Annotated in this window: 13 protein-coding genes; 5 read left to right on the forward strand and 8 right to left on the reverse strand. The window is 71.4% G+C overall.

Going from position 1 to position 16,619, the window contains the following annotated elements; all coding sequences use genetic code 11:
- Position 1 precedes the first annotated feature (1 nt).
- Positions 2–397, forward strand: a complete 396-nt coding sequence (locus tag ACZ7MG_RS36415; RefSeq protein WP_471396262.1) for a DUF742 domain-containing protein — start codon at positions 2–4, stop codon at positions 395–397.
- 67 nt (positions 398–464) lie between these two features.
- Positions 465–1,070: a GTP-binding protein gene (locus tag ACZ7MG_RS36420; protein ID WP_471396261.1), complete on the forward strand. Its 606-nt coding sequence runs from the start codon at positions 465–467 to the stop codon at positions 1,068–1,070.
- Between the two features lie 47 nt (positions 1,071–1,117).
- On the opposite strand, the gene glpK is transcribed toward ACZ7MG_RS36420, so the two are convergent.
- The 5 genes from glpK to ACZ7MG_RS36445 all read right to left on the reverse strand — a co-directional run bounded on the left by glpK (position 1,118) and on the right by ACZ7MG_RS36445 (position 7,442).
- Positions 1,118–2,644, reverse strand: a complete 1,527-nt coding sequence (glpK, locus tag ACZ7MG_RS36425; protein ID WP_471396260.1) for a glycerol kinase GlpK — start codon at positions 2,642–2,644, stop codon at positions 1,118–1,120.
- Positions 2,645–2,725: 81 nt separating this feature from the next.
- Positions 2,726–3,532: an MIP/aquaporin family protein gene (locus ACZ7MG_RS36430; RefSeq protein WP_471396258.1), complete on the reverse strand. Its 807-nt coding sequence runs from the start codon at positions 3,530–3,532 to the stop codon at positions 2,726–2,728.
- Positions 3,533–4,009: 477 nt separating this feature from the next.
- Positions 4,010–5,626 carry an EAL domain-containing protein gene (locus ACZ7MG_RS36435; RefSeq protein ID WP_471396257.1) on the reverse strand — a complete coding sequence of 539 codons (1,617 nt, stop codon included), beginning with the start codon at positions 5,624–5,626 and terminating at the stop codon, positions 4,010–4,012.
- Positions 5,627–5,829: 203 nt separating this feature from the next.
- Positions 5,830–7,020: a lipid-transfer protein gene (locus ACZ7MG_RS36440; protein WP_471396255.1), complete on the reverse strand. Its 1,191-nt coding sequence runs from the start codon at positions 7,018–7,020 to the stop codon at positions 5,830–5,832.
- Entirely contained in the window at positions 7,017–7,442 is a 426-nt protein-coding gene (locus tag ACZ7MG_RS36445; protein ID WP_471396315.1) for a Zn-ribbon domain-containing OB-fold protein, read from the reverse strand. Before ACZ7MG_RS36445 ends, ACZ7MG_RS36440 begins: the two co-directional genes overlap by 4 nt.
- Before the next feature lie 270 nt (positions 7,443–7,712).
- Between ACZ7MG_RS36445 and ACZ7MG_RS36450 the strand changes: the two genes are divergently transcribed.
- Entirely contained in the window at positions 7,713–8,249 is a 537-nt protein-coding gene (locus ACZ7MG_RS36450; RefSeq protein WP_471396253.1) for an NUDIX domain-containing protein, read from the forward strand.
- A gap of 28 nt (positions 8,250–8,277) precedes the next feature.
- Here the strand turns inward: ACZ7MG_RS36450 and ACZ7MG_RS36455 are convergent, their stop codons facing one another.
- Positions 8,278–10,644 carry a glycoside hydrolase family 31 protein gene (locus ACZ7MG_RS36455; RefSeq protein ID WP_471396252.1) on the reverse strand — a complete coding sequence of 789 codons (2,367 nt, stop codon included), beginning with the start codon at positions 10,642–10,644 and terminating at the stop codon, positions 8,278–8,280.
- Positions 10,645–10,858: 214 nt separating this feature from the next.
- Between ACZ7MG_RS36455 and ACZ7MG_RS36460 the strand changes: the two genes are divergently transcribed.
- Both ACZ7MG_RS36460 and ACZ7MG_RS36465 read left to right on the forward strand, forming a co-directional pair.
- Complete coding sequence (locus ACZ7MG_RS36460) at positions 10,859–12,826, forward strand: acetoacetate--CoA ligase (protein WP_471396249.1); 1,968 nt, start codon at positions 10,859–10,861, stop codon at positions 12,824–12,826.
- Positions 12,827–12,907: 81 nt separating this feature from the next.
- On the forward strand, positions 12,908–13,816 hold the full coding sequence (locus ACZ7MG_RS36465) for a hypothetical protein (protein WP_471396246.1): 909 nt from the start codon (positions 12,908–12,910) through the stop codon (positions 13,814–13,816).
- Positions 13,817–13,893: 77 nt separating this feature from the next.
- Here the strand turns inward: ACZ7MG_RS36465 and ptsP are convergent, their stop codons facing one another.
- Positions 13,894–15,564 carry a phosphoenolpyruvate--protein phosphotransferase gene (ptsP, locus tag ACZ7MG_RS36470; RefSeq protein WP_471396245.1) on the reverse strand — a complete coding sequence of 557 codons (1,671 nt, stop codon included), beginning with the start codon at positions 15,562–15,564 and terminating at the stop codon, positions 13,894–13,896.
- A 76-nt stretch (positions 15,565–15,640) separates the two neighbouring features.
- Positions 15,641–16,090, reverse strand: a complete 450-nt coding sequence (locus ACZ7MG_RS36475) for a PTS sugar transporter subunit IIA (RefSeq protein ID WP_471396243.1) — start codon at positions 16,088–16,090, stop codon at positions 15,641–15,643.
- Positions 16,091–16,619 lie beyond the last annotated feature (529 nt).

Genomic DNA, 16,619 nt, shown 5'->3' on the forward strand with positions numbered 1-16,619 from the left:
CATGAGCCGAGACGGTCAGGGAAGAAGCCACTGGTTCGACGACGAGGCCGGACCAGTGGTGCGTCCGTACGCGATGACACGCGGCCGGACCAATCACGCGATCCAGCACCGCCTCGACCTGATCGCCGTGGTCGTCACGGAACCGCACGTCGGCGACCCGGAGGAGGACCACTCCCTCTCCCCTGAGCACGTCCGCATCGTCGAACTCTGCCGTGACACCCCCCAGTCGGTGGCCGAACTGGCCGCCGACCTGGACCTGCCCGTCGGAGTCGTCCGCGTCCTCGTCGGAGACCTCGTGGACGAGGAACTCGTCCATGTGACCCGTCCCGTCCCACCCGCCGAGCTGGTCGACGAGAGCATCCTGCGCGATGTCATCAACGGCCTGAGGGCGCTCTGACCAGCACGGAATCGGAGCGGGGCGGGGCGGATCCGTGACAGACAACCATCCAGCAGGAGAAAGACCGATGATCCTCGGGCGCTCTGAGCGCGGCACACCTCCGGTCGAGCCCGTCACGCTCAAGATCCTCGTGGCCGGCGGCTTCGGCGTGGGCAAGACGACCTGCGTCGGCGCGGTCAGCGAGATCAAGCCACTGCGCACCGAGGAGGTGCTCACCGAGGCCGGCCGCCCGGTCGACGACACCAGCGGTGTGGAGAACAAGACCACCACCACCGTCGCCATGGACTTCGGGCGCATCACGCTCCGCGAGGACCTGGTCCTGTACCTGTTCGGCACCCCCGGCCAGGACCGCTTCTGGTTCCTCTGGGACGAACTCGCCCTCGGCGCGCTCGGCGCGGTCGTGCTCGTCGACACCCGCCGGCTGGAGGACTGCTTCGCCGCCGTCGACTACTTCGAGCGCCGCTCCATCCCCTTCGTGATCGGCGTCAACTGCTTCGACGACGCCGCGCGCTACCCGGCCGAGACCGTCCGCCAGGCCCTCGACCTCGACCCCGAGGTGCCGATCGTGCTGTGCGACGCCCGCAGCCGGGACTCGGTCAAGGACGTCCTGGTCTCCGTCGTCCGGCACGCGATGACGTTCGCCACCGAGCACCGCCAGCCCGCCGCCACCTGAGGCACGACCCGTACCCCCGCCGACAGGGGTACGGGCCGCGGCTTCTCTCAGCCGGCCTCGTCCTCGTGCCAGCCGAGGCTCTTCTCGACCGCCTTGCGCCAGTTGTGGTACTCGCGGTCACGGACGGACGCCTCCATGCCCGGCGTCCACTCGACGTCCTTGCGCCAGTGCGACTTCAGCTCGTCCAGGTCGTTCCACACCCCGGTCGCCAGCCCGGCCGCGTACGCGGCACCCAGACAGGTCGTCTCCGAGACCCGGGGCCGGATCACCGGCACGCCCAGGACGTCCGCCTGATGCTGCATCAGCAGATTGTTCTTGGTCATGCCCCCGTCGACCTTGAGGGTCGTGATGTGCACCCCGGAGTCCTGGAACATGGCGTCCACGACCTCCCGCGTCTGCCAGCTCGTCGCCTCCAGCACCGCGCGCGCGAGATGGGCCTTCGTGACGTACCTCGTCAGCCCGGTCACGACCCCGCGCGCGTCCGACCGCCAGTAGGGCGCGAACAGACCGGAGAACGCGGGCACGATGTACGCCCCGCCGTTGTCGTCGACGCTCGCCGCCAGGGACTCGATCTCGTCGGCGGTACGGATGATGCCGAGCTGGTCGCGGAACCACTGCACCAGGGCCCCCGTGATCGCGATCGACCCCTCCAGGCAGTACACCGGCGCCTCCCCGCCGATCTTGTACCCCATGGTCGTGAGCAGCCCGTTCTTCGACGGCACGGGCCGGTTCCCTGTGTTGAGCAGCAGGAAGCTCCCGGTGCCGTACGTGTTCTTCGCCGTGCCCACGTCGTAGCAGGCCTGCCCGAACACCGCGGCCTGCTGGTCGCCGAGCGCCGACGCGACGGGTACGCCGGCCAGGGGGCCCACGGCGGTGCCGTACACCTCGGCGGAGGACCTGATCTCCGGGAGGATCGCCTCCGGGACGTTCATCGCGGAGAGGATCGAGGCGTCCCACTGGAGGGTCTCCAGGTTCATCAGCATGGTCCGCCCGGCGTTGGTGACGTCGGTGACGTGCCGGCCGCCGTCGGTGCCGCCGGTCAGGTTCCAGATCAGCCAGGAGTCGACGGTGCCGAACGCGATCTCGCCGCGCTCGGCACGGGCCCTCAGCCCCGGCACGTTGTCGAGCAGCCAGGCGGCCTTCGGGCCGGAGAAGTAGCTGGCCAGCGGGAGCCCGGTCCGCTCACGGAAGCGATCCTGTCCGTCCGTGCCGCCGAGTTCGTTGCAGAGCGCCGAGGTACGGGTGTCCTGCCAGACGATCGCGTTGTGCACGGGCTTGCCCGTCCGCCGGTCCCACAGGACCGTCGTCTCGCGCTGGTTGGTGATGCCGAGTGCACTGACCTGGTCCGCGCGCAGGCCCGCCTTCGCGAGGGCCCCGGCGACCACCGCCTGCACCTTCGACCAGATCTCGGTGGCGTCGTGCTCCACCCATCCCGGCTTGGGGAAGATCTGACGGTGCTCGCGCTGGTCGACGGCGACGATGGCACCGCCGTGGTCGAAGACGATGCAGCGGCTCGACGTGGTGCCCTGATCGATGGCGGCGACGTACTTCTGGGCGTTGGCGTTGTCCGGCATGACATCCCCTCACGTGTGACGTGTGACGTGTGACTTGTGCGTTCACGTCCTGCGTCGGTTGCGTCGGAACGCTGGGTCGTATCAGAAGGCTGCGTTGTAGAGGAGACCCGCGAGCGCACCGCCGACCAGGGGCCCGACGACCGGGATCCAGGCGTAACCCCAGTCCGAGGTGCCCTTGTTCGGGATCGGCAGGAAGGTGTGCACGATGCGCGGTCCGAGGTCACGGGCCGGGTTGATGGCGTAGCCGGTGGGCCCGCCGAGGGAGAGACCGATGCCGACGACGAGGAACGACACCAGCAGCACCGAGATGCCGGAGCCGTAGATCCCGGCCTCCTCGCCGGGGATCTGGCCGATGCCGATACCCGTGTTCCGGCCGAAGGCGAGGATCGGCAGGACCAGGGCGATCGTCGCGACGATCTCCGTGATCAGGTTGGCGGCGGGGTTCCGGATCTCCGGGATGGTGGAGAAGATCCCTAGGGTCGGCGTCGGTTCGTCCGCGGTACCTTCGGTGGTGCCCGCCGTGGTGCCCGTGGTGCTCTCCTTGCGGACGTTCGCCTGGAAATGCGCGAGATAGACGAGGTAGGCAAGCACCGCCCCGAGCATCGCGCCGACCAGCTGCCCGAGCAGATACACCCAGACCTTGTCCCAGGTCTCCGTGTCGACCGCGATCCCTATCGTCACCGCCGGGTTGAGGTGGCCGCCCGACAGGGGAGCGGCGGTGTAGGCGCCCGCCAGTACGGCGAAGCCCCAGCCGAACGCGATGACGATCCAGCCCGACGCCCTCGCCTTCGAGAACCTGAGGGTGACGGCGGCGCACACACCGGCGCCGAAGAGAATCAGGATCGCCGTACCGATGACCTCACCGACGAATATGTCTCCGTTGCTCATGGCGGCTCCTTGGCCCGGCCCGGAGTGATCGACCCCGGACCTTCCGTGCAGGGTGCGTTCCCATGGCCACCTCAGCCGTGGGCAGGGAGGATCCCGCGCCCCGCCCGGCGTCCGTGACGAGCGTGCCGTCGCGGTCGAATCGCCCGTGGTCCACGGCCCGTTGCCCGAGCGGCGCGGTGCACAAAGAGGCCCGAATCCGGCGATGCCGACCGACACCGGAAGTGTTCACCGGCACCCAGGGGGCGTCAAGAACAGGAACAGCAACGGTTGAAGGCGGCTACGGGGCGCGCATATCGGCGCGCCGACGCCTCGCCCGTCCGCGCCCGCGTGGCTCTGCCGCCCTCTCCCGCCCCAGCCGCCCGGCGCCCTCGCGGCTTCCCCGCCCCGACCACACCCCTCGGCCCGCTCGTACCCTGCAACGCCCCCAGTCGCCCAGCTCCTCCCCTTCCCCCCAGCCCCGGCCCCCAAGCCCCCGCCCTAGCCCGTCGCCACCACCTCGGCCCCCCGCCGAACCTCGTGTCCCGGCATCCCGGCCCGCCCCAGTACCCAACTGGCCCCGCCCAGCGCCTTGGCCGCCTTCTTCAGCGGGGCCAGGCACGCGGCGGCCTGGCGGTGGTCGGCGACGCTGCCCGGCGCGCACACGACCGTGGCCAGCGACAGCGTCACGGCGTGTCCGGCGGCGGACCAGGGCGTGTCGAGCATCGCCTCGGCGAGCGGATCGAGCCCGTCCGGTTCGGCGAGGAACAAGAAGTCGTCACCCCCGATGTGCCCCACCCGGACCGCCCCCGACGCGGCCCGCTGCAACGTCCGCCCCACCGAACGGATCAACTCGTCCCCGGCCGCGAACCCCGCCCCGTCGTTGACCTGCTTGAAGTGGTCGACGTCCAGCCAGCTCAACGCGAACGCCCGCCCGTCCGCGATCCACCGGTCCACCTCACCCGTGACCGCGTCCGAACCGGGCAGCCGCGTCAGCGGATTGAGCCCCGCCGCCTCCTCGACCCGGCTCTCCGCGAGCGCCCGCAGCAGATCCGCCAGCCGTACGACGCCCACACACCGTCCGCACCGGTCCACCACCGCGACATCGTCGGACGTACGGTCCCGGTCCCCGACCGCCGCCACGTCGAGCACCTCCCACGCCGTTGCGTCCACCTCGACCGTCCGCGGCGCATCACCCAGCCGGGCCGCCGGCCGGTCGGCGTACAGCGCGTGCCCGTACCGGGCCGACAGCGACAGCAGGAACCGCGACCGGTGCACCGACCGCACCGGCCTCCCGGCACCGTCCACGAGCAGCACCCCGGACACCTCGGGCGCGCCGGTGAGCAGGGCCCGGACCTCGCCCGCCGAAGCCGTCGCGGGCAGCAGCGCGGCCGGCCGCAGGAACTGCCGCACCGAAGGCTCCGAGACCGGCGCGGACATCCCGGGAGAGAGCGCCGGGACGTACACCTCGGCGGCGGGCAGGCGCGCGGGCGGCGCGAACAACTCGCCCTGCGCCCACTGCGCGCCCGCCGCCACCGCGACCGCGCACTGCGCCTCCGTCTCGACCCCCTCGACCGACAGCAGCGCGCCCACCTGGTCGCACAGCGTCCGCATCGCCCGTACGGCCGCCGGCCGCGTCAGCAGCGACGCGTCCAGCTTGACCAGGTCGGGCTCCACATCCACGAGCAACCGCAGCGGTACGTCACCGTCGCCGACCCCGTCCGCACAGATCCGGAAGCCCTCGCCCCGCAGCACGGCGACCGCCTCCAGCAGCGCCGGCCGCGGCACATGCGTGTACGGCGGCACGACGTCGACGGTCACCTCCCACGGCAGCCGCCCGGCCTCCCGTACGGCGTCCCGCAGCGCGGCCAGTCCGCCCAGGTCGGCCAGGGTCGCGGCGAAGACGTTCACATGCAGCGGCAGCAGGGTCTCCCGGCGTGCCGCCGCCCGGATCGCCGACGCGGCCAGCCTGCCGTCGAGTTCCGGGTTCCGGCGGGCCTCGGCGAGGACGTCACCGGCCTCCGGACGCGCGAGTATCTCCAGCGCGGCGACGCCTCCGGTCGCCAGGTTGACGACCGGCTGGAAGGCGAAGCGAAGCGTGTCCGACCAGGAGTGCACGGGAGCATGATGACGCCACCACCGCCGCCCGGGACGCGGTTCATGCGCTGTTCACGCGGCTTTCCCGGCCCGTCACAGCACATGCGCACACCTGTCTGAGACAGCCGATGACCCGTCCCCTCCCCATCACCCGCGCCGAGACACCCACCTGCCCCATCACCCGCCCCAGACACCCGCTCCCAAGCACCCGCACCAAGTCACCGTCACCGAACGGCCACCACCGCCGACCCATGCCCGAACAACCCCTGATTGGCGCTGATCCCCACCCGCGCCCCCTCGACCTGCCGATCGGTCGCCTGTCCCCGCAGCTGCCAGACCAACTCGCACACCTGGGCGATCGCCTGCGCCGGAACCGCCTCGCCGAAGGAGGCCAGCCCGCCGCTGGCGTTCACCGGTATGCGCCCGCCCAGCGCCGTCACACCGTCCCGCAGCAGCTTCGCGGCCCCACCCTCGCCGCACAGCCCGAGATCCTCGTACCACTGCAACTCCAGCGCCGTAGACAGGTCGTACACCTCGGCGCACGACAGATCCTCGGGCCCGACGCCCGCCTCCTCGTACGCCGCCCGCGCGATCGACGCCCGGAACGTCTCGTCCGGCGGCGCCACCGCGACCGCCGAGTCCGTGGCGATGTCCGGCAGATCCAGCACCGTGTGGGGATAGCGGGGCGTCACCGTGGACACCGCCCGTATCCGCACCGGCTCGGCCACCCCGTGCCGCCGCGCGAACTCCATGCTGGACAGCACCAGTGCCGCACCCCCGTCCGAGGTCGCGCAGATGTCCAGCAGCCGCAGCGGATCGGCGACCACGGGAGAGGCCGCGACCTCCTCGACGGTGACCCGCTTGCGATAGCGCGCGTACGGATTGAGCGCCCCCGGCGCGGAGTTCTTCACCTTGACCCGCGCGAAGTCCTCCTGTGTGTCCCCGTGCACCGCCATCCGCCGTCGCGCGTACAGCCCGAAGTACGTCGGATTGGTGGCCCCGAGCACCCGGAACCGCAGCCAGTCCGGATCGTCCGCCCGGTCCCCTCCGGCGGGCCGGAAGAACCCCTTCGGGGCCGAGTCCGCGCCCACGACGAGCACCACGTCCGCGAGGCCCGCCAGGATCTGGGCCCGCGCGGTGCCCACCGCCTGTGCCCCGGACGCACAGGCCGCGTACACGCTCGTCACCCGGGCCCCCTGCCAGCCCAGCGCCTTGGCGAAGGTCGCCCCCGCCACATAGCCCGGATAACCGCCACGCACCGTGTCCGCCCCGACGACCGAGCCGACGTCCCGCCAGTCGACCCCCGCGTCGCTCAGCGCCGCACGCGCCGCCGCCGTCCCGTACTCGACGAAACTCCTTCCCCACTTGCCCCACGCGTGCATGCCCGCACCCAGCACCGCCACCTCACCCGTCACGCCCCCACCCCCGTCGGCCGCCAGTGCCAGGTCGTCCAGGTCGTCTCCGCGTCCTCGTTCAGCACACCGGGGACGACCTCCACCTCCATGCCCACCGCCAGATCGGCGACGGTGACCCCGGGAACCGCCTGTCCCAGCACCACGAGACGTTCTTCGGCCAGCTCCACAGCGATCAACGCGTACGGCTCCCACGGAAGTTCCGGATCGGACACGTAGGGTGACGGAGGCCGGTACCGGCCGTCGGTGTACGACCACACGCGCCCCCGGCGCGACAACGGCACCTGGCGCAGCTCACCGCCCGGACAGCCCGGATTGCGGCACAGGACGTCCTCACGCGGGAAGAACACCGAGGCACACGCCGAACAGCGCGTACCGAGCAACCGGAACGCCTCGCCCTCCCCGGTGAACCAGCCGGCGACCACCGGTGTACGACTTCGCGACAAAATCCCTCCCCGTGCGAGCGGATCTGATGGGCCGTCAGAATTCATCAGGAGTCTGGCACGCGCATCCCGAATTGGGCAGGCCCCCGGAGAACCAACGGGCCCCGGGCGGCGTCGGAGTATCGGGAGGGCCGGCCGGGGCCCACGGGGGTGGTTCCGGCCGGCCCTCACCCCTGTCCGCGGACTCTCCGGCATGGCGCATTGCGCCGCCCCGGTAAGACGACCAGCAGATGATCGGATACAGTCCGCCGCGTGTCCGCGAATCAACACCCACCCGCCAACTCCGCACGCGACTCGCACTGTTCGAGCTGCGGAGCGCCCTACGGAGAGGGCGTTTCCGGCTGGCCCCGCACCTGCGAGGCCTGCCACACCGTGGCCTACCGCAATCCGCTCCCCGTTGCGGTGGCCCTCCAGCCCGTGTACGACACCAAGGGCACAGCCCTCGTCGTGATCACACGGACCATCGCCCCCGCGCGCGGGGGCACCGCCCTGCCCGGCGGCTTCATCGACCACCGGGAGGACTGGCGGCACGCCGTCGTCCGTGAACTCAAGGAGGAGACGGGCATCTGCGCGGCCGACCGCGACGTGCGCCTCGCCGACGCCATGAGCTCACCCGACGGTCATCTGCTGCTGTTCGGGCTCCTCCCGGAGCGCCCGGCCGCCACGCTGCCGTCGCCCGTCCCCACGGACGAGACGGAGGGCTGGCACCTGCTGCGCAGACCCACCGAACTCGCCTTCCCCCTGCACACCCTGGCCGTCCGGGCCTTCTTCGACGGCCGCTACATCTGAGCCGAACCCACCGCAGAGCCGACCCGGCTCACTCCCGGTCGAGCCCGCGTACCCGCACGGGATACGAAGGCTCGACCGGACCCTCGTCCCCGTCCCGCTCCACGACCACCCGCGGCCCCTCCCAGCGCGCCGTGTACCGCTCGACCTCCGGCTCGTCCCAGCCGTCGCCCGCGTCCGGCACCACGAGCCCGCCCCCCGTCCGCCCGCGCGCGGGTGCCCACACCTCCAGCTCCAGGCCGCCGTCGGCGCCCCGGACCGGCAGCACGGCACCCGCGCGCGCGAGTACCGGGATCCGCGACAGCGGCGCGTCCAGCAGCACCTGCCCCGGCCCCTCGTACGCCTGCCCGGTCACCGTGTCGTACCAGCGCCCCCGCGGCAGCTGCACCGCACGCCGGTCCGCACCCGGATCCAGCACCGGCGCCACCAGCAGACAGTCACCCAGCAGGAACGCGTCCTCACAGTCCCGCAACGTCCGGTCCTCGGGCGCCCCCCACCACAACGGACGCGCATAGGGCGCCCCCGTACGGCGCGCCAGATGAGCCAGCGTCATGAAGTACGGCAGCAGCCGCCGCCGCTCCACGAGCGCCACGCGCGCGTGCCCGAGCGTCTCCTCCCCGAACTCCCACGGCTCCCGGCGCCCCGCCCGCAGACTCGCGTGCGTACGGAACAGCGGCAGATACGCGCCCAGCTGGAACCACCGCAGATACAGCTCCGGCGAAGGGCTCCCGTCGAACCCGCCCACATCCGGCCCCGAGTACGGCACCCCGCACAACCCCAGCCCCAGCACCAGCGAGAGCGACGCCCGCAGCCCCGGCCAGCCCGTCGCCACGTCCCCCGACCACGTGCCCCCGTAGCGCTGCATACCGGCCCACCCGGACCGCGAGAACACGAACGGCCGCTCCCCGGGCACCAGCTCGCGCAGCCCCTCGTACCCGGCGCGGGCCATGCAGAGCGCGTACACGTTGTGGGCCTCGCGATGGTCGCCGCCCCGGCCCTCCAGATCGTGCCGCACCGACCGCGGCAACGTGTTCTCGCCGAACGCCGTGAACGACGTCGGCTCGTTCATGTCGTGCCAGAACCCGGCGAACCCCTGCGCCAGCCGCTCCTCGTAGAGACCACCCCACCACGCACGCGTACGCGCACGCGTGAAGTCCGGGTAGACCGACTCCCCGGGCCACACCAGGCCCTCCACGACCTCGCCGGCCGCGTCCCGCACGAACGCGTCCTCGGCCGTCCCGCCGTCGAACACCGCGTCGCCCGGCTCCGCCTTGACCGCCGCGTCGACGATCGACACCAGCCGGATCCCGTCCCGCCGCAACTCGTCGGCGAGATCCGGCAGTTTCGGGAAGTTCTCCGTGTCCACCGTGAACACCCGGTGCGCGTCGTAGTGGTCGATGTCCAGATGGACCGCGTCCAGCGGCAGACCGTGCTCCTGGTAGCCCGCGACGATCCGCCGCACCTCCTGCTCGCTCCCGAAGCCCCACCGCGCGTGATGGTGCCCCAGCGCCCACGCGGGCGGCAGCGCCGGAGCACCCGTCAGAGCCGCCCAGGCGTGCAGCACGCGCGCGGGGGTGCCCACGATCACCCAGCAGCGCAGCGGCCCGCCGTCCATCCGCACCTCGGACGTCCCCGCCCGGTCGTGCCCCGACCCGGCCCCCTCCTCGCCCTCGCGCAGCGTCACCGTCCCGTCCCACGTGCTGTCGTGGAACACCAGATGCGTCGCCGCGTCGGCCACCACCAGTTGCACCGGCATCGTGATGTACAGCGGATCGTCACCGGGTGCGAACGTGTGTCCGGGGTCGGTGTTCCACAGCCGATACGTTCCGCCACGCAGCCGGGGCCCGGCCGCACGCCCGCCCAGACCGAAGAACCGCGCGTCGGCCGCCACCTCCGAGCGCTGCACCCACCGCGCCTGGCCCCCGCCGACCGGCTCCCACCACCGGGGCGGCAGATCACGCCGCAGCGTCACCCCACCGGGCGTACGCACCTCCACGGCCCCGTGCCGCGACACCATGACCGTCACCCGCTCGGCCACGACCCGCCAGCCGCCGTCCTTGTCCGGCTCCAGAACGGCCCGCGGATCCGGCTCGGGACACCGCCCCGCGAGCGCGTACGACGGCTCCGGCTCAGCCCCGTCCCAGCCCCAGAAGACTGCGCCGTTCACATCGACGGTGACCCGCAGCGCCGACCGTCCGAACCGCACGACCCCACCGCCAGGACCCGGCTCCACGTCCACCACCGGCCCCGGCACCCGGGCCCGTTCCGCGCCCCGCGCCGGCAACCCGACGGCGTCGGCCCGCCTCCTGCGCCACGCGGCCCGCACCGTGCGCAGCCCCTGGGCCGCCCCCGCCGAACCGATCAATTTCACCGAACGCACCAGGTCACGACCGTCCATGCCGTTCACCCTGCCACTGACCCGGCTAATCGTGTGAGCCGTTCAACTTCCGTTCACCCGTGGTGGTGGCACATCTTCATCTGGCCGTTCACCTACGGCTCACCCTGGTGCGGAAGTCGATCACATGGCATCGTCCGTGACAGCCGCGTCACGCGCACACCCCTGCCCGTGCGCGCCCGACGCACACCACGCGCACCGTCCCGGGAGCCGCCCCATGACCTCAGCGAACCCCTCGCCGCTCTGGCAGCCCGACGCCGAACGCGTCGCCCGAGCCCGGATCACCGCGTTCCAGTCCTGGGCCGCCGCACACCACGGAGCCCCTTCCGAGGGCGGCTACCCGGCCCTGCACCGCTGGTCCGTCGACGAACTCGAGACGTTCTGGAAGGCCGTCACCGAGTGGTTCGACGTACGGTTCGCCACCCCCTACGCGCGCGTGCTCGGCGATCGCGCCATGCCCGGCGCCCAATGGTTCCCCGGCGCCACCCTCAACTACGCCGAACACGCCCTCCGCGCGGCCGACGCCCGCGCCGACGAACCGGCCCTGCTGCACGTCGACGAGACCCACGAACCCCGCCCGGTGACCTGGTCCCAGCTGCGCCGCCAGGTCGGCTCCCTCGCCGCCGAACTGCGCGCCCTCGGCGTACGCCCCGGCGACCGCGTCAGCGGCTACCTCCCCAACATCCCCGAGGCCGTCGTCGCCCTCCTCGCCACGGCCGCAGTCGGCGCCGTCTGGACCTCCTGCGCCCCGGACTTCGGCGCCCGCAGCGTCCTCGACCGCTTCCAACAGGTCGAACCCGTCGTCCTGTTCACCGTCGACGGCTACCGCTACGGCGGCAAGGAACACGACCGCCGCGACACCGTCGCCGAACTCCGCCGCGAACTGCCCACCCTGCGCGCCGTCGTCCACATCCCCGTCCTCGGCACCGAAGCCCCCGAAGGCGCCCTGGAATGGTCGTCCCTGACCTCGGCGGACGTCACCCCCACTTTCGAACAGGTCCCCTTCGCCCACCCGTTGTGGGTGCTCTACTCCTCCGGCACCACCGGCCTCCCCAAGGCCATCGTCCAGTCCCAGGGCGGCATCCTGGTCGAACACCTCAAACAGCTCGGCCTGCACTGCGACCTCGGCCCCGAGGACCGCTTCTTCTGGTACACCTCCACCGGCTGGATGATGTGGAACTTCCTCGTCTCCGGCCTCCTCACCGGCACCACCGTCGTCCTGTACGACGGCAGCCCCGGGTACCCCGACACCGGCGCCCAGTGGAGCGTCGCCGAACGCACCGGCGCCACCCTCTTCGGCACCTCCGCCGCCTACGTCATGGCCTGCCGGAAGGCCGACGTCCACCCGGGACGCGACTACGACCTCTCCCGCGTCCAGTGCGTCGGCACCACCGGCTCCCCGCTCCCGCCCGACGGCTTCCGCTGGCTCCACGACGAGGTCCGCGAGGACCTCTGGATCGCCTCCGTCAGCGGCGGCACCGACGTCTGCTCCTGCTTCGCCGGTGCCGTCCCCACCCTCCCCGTCCACATCGGCGAACTCCAGGCACCCAGCCTCGGCACCGACCTCCAGTCCTGGGACCCCAGCGGCAAGCCCCTCGTCGACGAGGTCGGCGAACTCGTCGTCACCAACCCCATGCCGTCCATGCCGATCCACTTCTGGAACGACCCCGACGGCACCCGCTACCACGACAGCTACTTCGACACCTATCCCGGAGTCTGGCGCCACGGCGACTGGATCACCCTCACCTCCCGCGGCTCCGTCGTGATCCACGGCCGCTCCGACTCCACCCTCAACCGCCAGGGCGTCCGCATGGGGTCGGCCGACATCTACGAAGCCGTCGAACGCCTCCCCGAGATCAAGGAATCCCTCGTCATCGGCATCGAACAACCCGACGGCGGCTACTGGATGCCCCTCTTCGTCCAACTCGCCCCGGGCGCCACCCTCGACGACACCCTCCTCGACCGCATCAAACGCACCATCCGCGAGAACCTCTCCCCCCGACACGTCCCCGACGAGGTCATCGAAGTCCCCGGAGTCCCGCACACCCTCACCGGCAAACGCATCGAGGTCCCCGTCAAACGACTCCTCCAGGGCACCCCCCTGGAAAAGGCGGTCAACCCCGGCTCCATCGACAACCTCGACCTCCTGCGCTTCTATGAGGACCTGGCCCGCAAACGCGCCTGATCACCCTCGGCCGACGGGCATTGTCAGTGGCGCCGATTACTGTGAGTGAGCATTGATCGACCGCTCGCACAGGGGGAAGCCATGCCTGACACCCGCCACCAGACCATGCGACGCGTCCTGCGCCGCGAGATCGCCGGCACCATCGGCCTGCTGGCCGACGAACACGACTTCACCGCCATGCGGCGCTACCGCAGCTTCACCTTCGACGACCACCCGACCTACCTCCGCCAAGTGGAAGCCCTGCTCCGGACCCTCGCCGCGCAGGGCAACCACACCACGGTCGCCCTCTTCGACCCCGACGAGTACGCCGAGTTCTGCGCCGACACCGGCCTCGAACCCGACACCCCCTCAAGCCGCACCCGCTTCACCGCCGAACTGGCCGCGACCGGCGCCGCCGTCCCCTACGAGGGCCAGCCCCTCGCCGAACTCGTCCCCGACCTGATCGACGAAGCCGTCCGCCTCGCCACCTGGGAGTACGCCACCACACTCCTCGCCCAGATCGGCGAGTGCGCCTCCTGCGGCGAGGACATCGGCCGCGCCGCCTTCTCCCGCGCCATGCACCTGCTCAAGCGCGTCCTCGACACCGCGGGCCCCGGCGAACGCCACCTCGTCTGCAGCGTCTCGGCCAGGCCCCAGGCACTGGCCGCCGCCCTCCACGCCGACCAGGACGACGAAGGCGCCACCCGCCTCGACGAAGCCGAGGCCCTGGAGTTCGCCACCGTCCTGGCCGTAGGCATCGCCACCCGCAGCCCCGGCGGACTCGTCATGCGCACCACCGCCCCGGACCACACCGACCGCGTCTACGGCTGGCGCCTGCGCGGCGACGGCCTCGCCCCCCTCACCGCCGGAGAGGTCTTCGACGCCTACTGCACCGACATGGATTCCGGCGACCTCGTCTCCCCGGAGTCCGGCGTCGACTACAGCACCCCACCCGACCTCGGGGACGACCTCGCCGGGGGAGGCCCGGCCACGGACGGACACACCCACTGAACGGGCGAGGGGCGCCCCACCCACAGGTGGAGCGCCCCTCGACACCGACTGGACGTCAAGCGCCCGCCCATCACGACCTACTCGCCCGACAGCACCGCCTGCGCGGCACCGCGTGCCTCCTCGGCCGTGTCCGCCGCACGCGCCGCGGCCGCGGCCCGCTCGCACTGCGCCAGCGTGTACTTCGCCAACGTCCCCCGCACATACGGAATCGACGCCGCACCCATGGACAAGGAGGTGACCCCCAGACCGGTCAGCACACACGCGAGCAGCGGGTCCGACGCCGCCTCACCGCACACCCCACAGCTCTTGCCCTCGGCCTTCGCCGCGTCCGCGGACAGCGCGACCAGGTCGAGCAGCGCGGGCTGCCACGGATCCTGCAACCGCGACACCGCACCCACCTGCCGGTCGGCCGCGAACGTGTACTGCGCGAGGTCATTCGTCCCCAGCGACAGGAACTCGACCTCCTGCAGGATCGACCGCGCCCGCAGCGCCGCCGACGGAATCTCCACCATGGCACCGAACTTGGCCCGCAGCCCCGCCTCTCGACAGGCGTCGGCGAACGCCTTGGCGTCCGTGCGGTCCGCGACCATCGGCGCCATGACCTCAAGGTGGACCGGCAGCCCCTCGGCGGCCTTCGCCAGCGCGGTCAGCTGCGTCCGCAGCACCTCGGGGTGGTCGAGCAGCGTCCGCAGCCCGCGCACACCGAGCGCCGGGTTCGGCTCGTCGGCCGGCGTCAGGAACTCCAGCGGCTTGTCGGCACCGGCGTCGAGCACCCGTACGACCACACGCCCCTCGGGGAAGGCCTCCAGCACCTGTCGGTACGCCTCGACCTGCTTCTCCTCGGACGGCGCCGTCTTGCTGTCGTCGAGGAACAGAAACTCGGTACGGAACAGCCCGACACCCTCGGCCCCGGCCTCCACGGCCGCCGGCACATCGGCGGGACCGCCCACATTGGCCAGCAGCGGAACCCGGTGACCGTCCGAGGTCGTCCCCGGCCCGCTGGACGCGGCCAGCGCGGCCTTCCGCGCCGCCGCCGCGGCCTCCAGCTCGGCCTTCTTCTCCGCACTCGGGTCCACGAAGATCTCACCGGTACTGCCGTCCACGGCGATCACCGTGCCCTCGGCCAGCTCCCCGGCTCCCGGCAGCGCCACCACGGCCGGCACCCCGAGTGCCCGCGCCAGAATCGCGCTGTGACTGGTGGGCCCACCCTCCTCGGTGACGAAACCGAGCACGAGCGTCGGATCGAGCAGTGCCGTATCCGCGGGCGCCAGGTCACGCGCGATGAGCACGTACGGCTCGTCGCTGTCCGGCACACCCGGCATCGGAACCCCGAGCAGCCGGGCGACGATACGATTCCGCACATCGTCGAGGTCGGCCACGCGACCCGCGAGGTACTCACCGGCTCCGGCCAGCAGCGCACGGTACGCGGCGAAGGCGTCGTAGACAGCCCGCTCCGCCGTGCTCCCCACGGCGACCCGACGCTCCACATCCGCCATCAGCTCGGGGTCCTGGGCCATCAGGGCCTGGGCCTCCAGCACGGCCTGCGCCTCGCCCCCGGCCAGATTGCCGCGCGCGATCAGATCGGCGGCCACCGCGTCCACCGCCTTACGGGCGCGTCCCTGCTCACGCTCCGCGTCCTCCGCCGGGATCTGCTTGGCGGGCGGCTCCAGCACCGCCGTCCCCATATGCCGAACCTCGCCGATCGCCACACCGTGGCTCACACCGACGCCTCGCAGTGTTGTCTCCATCTCACCTGTCTCCGATAGTGCGGCGGGTCCCGCCGCCGCGGTGGTTGTGGAACTTGGGGGCGCTACGGCCCCGACGTCACTGCCAGCCGAAGAGCGTGTCGCCGGCCTTCACTTCGCCGTCCTCACGAAGTTCGGAGAGGGAGTCGGCCGTGGCCTCCAGTGCCACGACGGGGCAGACCGGGGACTTGCCCGCGGCCTCGACGGCGGCGGGGTTCCAGCGCACCACGGCCTGCCCCCGCTGCACGGTGTCCCCCTTGTTGACGAGCACCTCGAAGCCCTCACCGTTCAGCTGCACGGTGTCGATACCGAGGTGCGTCAGCACCCCGTGTCCCTCGCTGTCGACCACGACGAACGCGTGCGGGTGCAGGGAGACGACGACTCCGTCGACGGGGGCGACAGCCTCTCCCGCCTCACGCACGGGGTCGATCGCCGTGCCGGGGCCGACCATCGCTCCCGAGAAGACGGGGTCCGGTACGGCGGCCAGTCCGATGGCACGACCTGCAAGAGGGGACGTCACGGTGGTCATGGGAAGCCTCCCGGATGGGGATGTGAGCAGGGTAGGTCGGGTGAAGTACCTGTTCCGCACGATAGCTCCGGATTAGAGGTCTAGACCACCCCGCTAAGTGATTTGCACGCGCTCTGCGGCCCCATGTACAGTCGTAGACCTGCCTGGGGGCGAACGACACCTTGTGTCTGTGCCCGGCAGCACCAAACTCGTTCAGATCCTATCCCGGGGTCTCCTTCTGCATGCCTGCAGGGGGGTGGTCAGGGGGCCGGAAAAACACTGATAGAGTTTGGAACACCGAAGGGAAGCGCCCAGAGGAAAGCCCGAAAGAAATTCGGGTGAGTACAAAGGAAGCGTCCGTTCCTTGAGAACTCAACAGCGTGCCAAAAATCAACGCCAGATATGTTGATACCCCGTTCCCGGCCGGTCAACGGTTGGGGCGAGGTTCCTTTGAAAAAACACAGCGAGGACGCTGTGAACGGTCGGGCTTATTCCGCCTGACTGTTCCGCTCTCGTGTGTGTGCACCGGCTGTATTAATTTACTGGCCGA

Source organism: Streptomyces sp. NPDC107538, from assembly GCF_055657445.1.